3 protein-coding genes are annotated in these 4508 nt (G+C 62.6%); 2 read left to right on the top strand and 1 reads right to left on the bottom strand.

Annotated elements, in window-relative coordinates; all coding sequences use genetic code 11:
• Positions 1–32: 32 nt before the first annotated feature.
• Positions 33–1928 (bottom strand): phosphodiesterase DibA, encoded by a 1896-nt coding sequence (dibA, locus tag M5G11_RS15110; RefSeq protein ID WP_273914059.1) that lies wholly within the window; start codon positions 1926–1928, stop codon positions 33–35.
• Between the two features lie 149 nt (positions 1929–2077).
• Here dibA and desA point away from each other — a divergent pair, with 149 nt between their 5' ends.
• Both desA and M5G11_RS15100 read left to right on the top strand, forming a co-directional pair.
• Positions 2078–3262: a delta-9 fatty acid desaturase DesA gene (desA, locus tag M5G11_RS15105; RefSeq protein WP_273914060.1), complete on the top strand. Its 1185-nt coding sequence runs from the start codon at positions 2078–2080 to the stop codon at positions 3260–3262.
• A gap of 137 nt (positions 3263–3399) precedes the next feature.
• Complete coding sequence (locus M5G11_RS15100) at positions 3400–4389, top strand: GGDEF domain-containing protein (RefSeq protein ID WP_273914061.1); 990 nt, start codon at positions 3400–3402, stop codon at positions 4387–4389.
• Positions 4390–4508 lie beyond the last annotated feature (119 nt).

Below are 4508 nucleotides of genomic sequence, written 5' to 3'. Positions count from 1 at the left end.
GGCAAGACGGTATCTACAACCTCAAGGGCACTTCAGGCCCAGCGCAATTGCTGCGCGGGCACCGGTCGGCCATACCAGTAGCCCTGGCCCATGTCGCACTCCTGCTCCAGGAGGAACCGCGACTGCTCCTCCAGCTCGATGCCTTCGGCCTGGACCTTCATGCCCATGCTGCGCGCCAAGGCGATGATCACCCGGACAATCGCCACATCGTCGTCGTCATGCGGCAAGCCGTTGACAAAGCCCTGGTCGATCTTCAGCTTCTGCACCGGCAAGCGCTTCAGGCGCAGCAACGAGGAATAGCCGGTGCCGAAGTCATCAATCGCCAGCTGAATGCCCAGCTCGCGCAAGCGATGCAGCTGCTCCAGGGCGATTTCCGGGTCTTCCATCACCGCGCTCTCGGTCACCTCAACCTCAAGACACGCCGGCGACAACCCCGTCTCGTGCAACACCTGGGCAACCTGGCGGTACAGGTCGCGATGGGCAAACAATCGGCTCGACACGTTGACCGCAACAAACGCCAGGGTCTTGCCCTGGGCCTGCCATTCGACCATCTGCTGACAGGCCTGGCGCATCACCCAGGTGTCGATCTCACCGATCATCCCGGTACGCTCGGCGACCGGGATGAACTCGCCCGGCGGCACCAACCCGCGTTGCGGATGCTGCCAGCGCACCAGCGCCTCGACGCCGATCATGCTGCCGCTGAACAGGTCATGGATCGGCTGGTAGTACACCCGCAGCTCCTCCTGCTGCAATGCCCGGCGCAGCTCGCTGGCGGTTTCCACCCGCTGCTGGGCATGGGCGGTCAGCTCTTCGGTGTACATCGCGTAGTCCGAACGGCCATTCTGCTTGGCCTTGAACAACGCCGAGTCGGCGTTGCGCAGCAGTTGCTCGGCACTCTGTGCATCGCTGGGGAACAGGCTGATGCCAATGCTCACGGTGGTGAACAAGCGGTGGCAGTCGAGCTGGAACGGCTCCTTGAAGCCTTCGATGATGGTCTGCGCCAAGGCCGCTGCCTGGCCAACCTGCGGGCAGTTTTCAGCCAGCACGGCGAACTCGTCTCCGCCCAGGCGTGCCAGCGTGACCCCGGCGCCCACCAGGCCTTCAAGGCGCTCACCGACCGCCTTGAGCAACTGGTCGCCGGTGTTGTGGCCGAGGCTGTCGTTGATGCTCTGGAAGTGATCGAGGTCCATCAGCAGCAGCGCACAACCGCGCTTCTTGGCCTGGGCCTGGGTCAGCGCCTGGGCGGCACGGTCATTGAACAGCAGGCGGTTGGGCAGGCCGGTGAGCGGGTCGTAGTGCACCAAGTGCGCCAGTTCGCGCTCGGTGTGCTTGATGGCGCTGATGTCGCTGAAGACCGCCACATAGTGGGTCAGCTCACCGCTGTCGTTGCGGATGGCGCAGATGCTCTGCCACTGCGGGTATACCTCGCCGCTCTTGCGCCGGTTCCAGATTTCGCCACTCCACTCGCCCTTCTCGGCCAGGGTAGCGAACATCTGCTGGTAGAACGCCTTGTCGTGACGGCCGGACTTGAACTTGCTCGGACGCTGCCCGAGCACTTCTTCTTTCTGGTAGCCGGTGATTTCCATGAACGCGCGGTTGACGTGCACGATGATCCCGTCACGGTCACTGACCAGCACCCCTTCCAGGGTGCTGTCGAACACCGCAGCCGCCATGCGCAGGCGTTCGCGGTCTTCGCGGCGTACACGCTCGCCGGCGCTGATGAAGCGCAAGTGGCGCAGGCGCGCGACGAAGATCAACACCGTGCTGATGACCACCCAGGAGAAGTCATTGGCCCACAGCCAACGGAACTGATCGACCGGGTCATCGAAAATTCTGGTTATTATTTGATCAGAAACAACCAGCCAGATGACCGAAAGCACCAGGTACAGCGCGGCCATGCGCAAGGCGTCACGAACGGAAACAGACATAAGGGTTGTAGATGCCCACACCAAAATATGGGGCATTATAGGGGTAGAAACATCCAGTGACCTCCTATCTAAAAGGCCGACTGGTTTTATTTGACCGCACAGGGATAATACTTCCCGCTGTTTCTTTCCCTATGAGGGCCCAACCGCCTATGTGGTACAACGGTTTTCTTGACCTGTCAGCCTGGCAATTGCTGGCGGTCACCCTGCTGATGACCCACGTGACCATTGTCAGTGTCACGGTCTATCTGCATCGTTATTCGGCCCACCGCGCGCTCGAACTGAACGCCGGGCTCAAGCATTTCTTCCGTTTCTGGCTGTGGCTGACCACGGCGCAGAACACCCGCGAATGGACCGCCATCCACCGCAAGCACCACGCCAAGTGCGAGACCGTCGACGACCCGCACAGCCCGGTCATCAAGGGCTTGAGCACCGTGTTGCGCAAGGGGGCGGAGCTGTACCGCGAAGAAGCGCAGAACCCGGAAACCCTGCGTATCTACGGCAAGAACTGCCCGGAAGACTGGATCGAACGCAACCTCTACTCGCGCTACAAGATGGGCGGGATCGTGCTGATGGCGGTGATCGACCTGCTGCTGTTCGGCACGGCCGGCATCACCATCTGGGCCGTGCAGATGATGTGGATCCCGTTCTGGGCCGCTGGCGTGGTCAATGGCCTGGGCCATGCGGTCGGCTATCGCAACTTCGAGTGCCGCGACGCCGCCACCAACCTGGTGCCGTGGGGCATCATCATTGGCGGTGAAGAGCTGCACAACAACCACCACACCTATCCCAACTCGGCCAAGCTGTCGGTCAAGCGCTGGGAGTTCGACGCGGGCTGGGCGTGGATCAAGCTGTTCACCTGGCTGCGCCTGGCCAAGGTGCAGCGGGTGGCGCCAATTGCCCACCGGGTTGAAGGCAAGGGCCAGCTGGACATGGACACCGCCATGGCGATCCTCAACAACCGCTTCCAGATCATGGCGCAGTACCGCAAGCTGGTGATCGCGCCGCTGGTCAAGCAGGAGCTGGCCAAGGTCGACGACTCGGTACGCCACCAGTTCCGTCGAGCCAAGCGCCTGCTGTCGCGGGAAACCAGCCTGCTCGAAGAGCGTCACCACGCGCGCATCCAGACCATGCTGGAGCACAGCCAGTCGCTCAAGACCATCTACGAGAAGCGCCTGGCCCTGCAGCAAATCTGGGCACGCACCAGCGCCAACGGCCACGACATGCTCGCGGCCATCAAGGAATGGGTCCACGAGGCCGAAACCAGCGGCATTCACTCCCTGCGTGAGTTCGCCGACCAGCTGAAAACCTACTCGTTGCGCCCCGCCACCGCCTGACACCGTTGATCGGCGCGCCCCGCCTGCGGGCGCGCCGACCGGAACTTTAGCCCCGCTTATTTACTCTGAACTGGCATATCGCCTGCGTGGCGGGCCGGGTCGTGGCCGCACGCCTTGTCATGAGAAGTAGCGTGCCAATGGTCAAGAAGAACCCGCCGTCCCAGCCTTTCAACCCGCCTCCCGAAGCTGCGCAAACCCTGTTGGCCCTGATGCATGCCCAAGGCGAGGTAGCGCGCCTGAGCGAGCGTGAGCAGCTGTTCAGCGCCTTGCTCGACAGCGTCAATGCGGTGTTGTGGGCATTCGACTGGGAAACCCGCCAGGTGCTGTATGTGAGCCCGGCGTACGAGCGGATTTTCGGCCGTTCGGCGGCGCTGTTGCTGGCGGACTATCACGAGTGGCGCGACAGCATCTACCCCGATGACCTGGACTACGCCGAGCGCAGCCTGGCGGAAGTGTTGGTCAAGGGCGCGGTGGAAGATCGCGAGTACCGCATCATTGCTGCCGACGGGCAGATCCGCTGGCTCAGCGACAAGTGCTTCATCAACCAGCAGGCCGACAGCGGGCAGCGCCTGATCGTGGTCGGCATGGCTGAGGACATCACTGAAAAGAAGCAGCTTGAGGGCGAGTTGCAGCGCCTGGCGACCACCGATGTGCTTACGCAAAGCAGCAATCGCCGGCACTTTTTCGAGTGTGCTCACCTGGCGTTCGAAAAGGCCCGGCTGGAGAGTGCGCCGATGGCGTTCCTGTTGCTGGATATCGATGATTTCAAGCAGATCAACGACACCTATGGGCACCAGGAGGGTGACCATGTGCTGCAGCGCATTGCCGACAGTGGCAAGGCGGTGCTGCGCCGTGGTGACTTGTTCGGGCGTATTGGTGGCGAAGAGTTTGCGGCGGTGTTTCCGGGGTGTCCGCCAGAGATGGCGATGCAGGTGGCTGAGCGTTTGCAGCGGGAGATCCAGCGCTTGAGCTTCAGCCATGAAGCACAGACGTTCGGGGTGACGGTGAGCCAGGGGCTGACCGCGATCAATGAGGATGACGAGGTGCTCGACAGCCTGTTTGCGCGGGCGGATGCGGCGATGTACCAGGCCAAGCGCCAGGGCAAGAACCAGATCGTGCGGGGGTAGGTGCCAGGGCTGTTGCACAGCCCATCGCCGGCAAGGCCGGCTCCCACAAGGTGTAGCAGCCGGCCTTGTCAGCACCTGCCACAGATGCAGTCTCAGCCAGACCCTGTGGGAGCCGGCCT

Source organism: Pseudomonas fontis, assembly GCF_028656955.1.
GTDB lineage: Bacteria > Pseudomonadota > Gammaproteobacteria > Pseudomonadales > Pseudomonadaceae > Aquipseudomonas > Aquipseudomonas fontis.
Note: the sequence above shows the minus strand (reverse complement) of the source record. Positions and strands in the feature narration are given on the sequence as shown.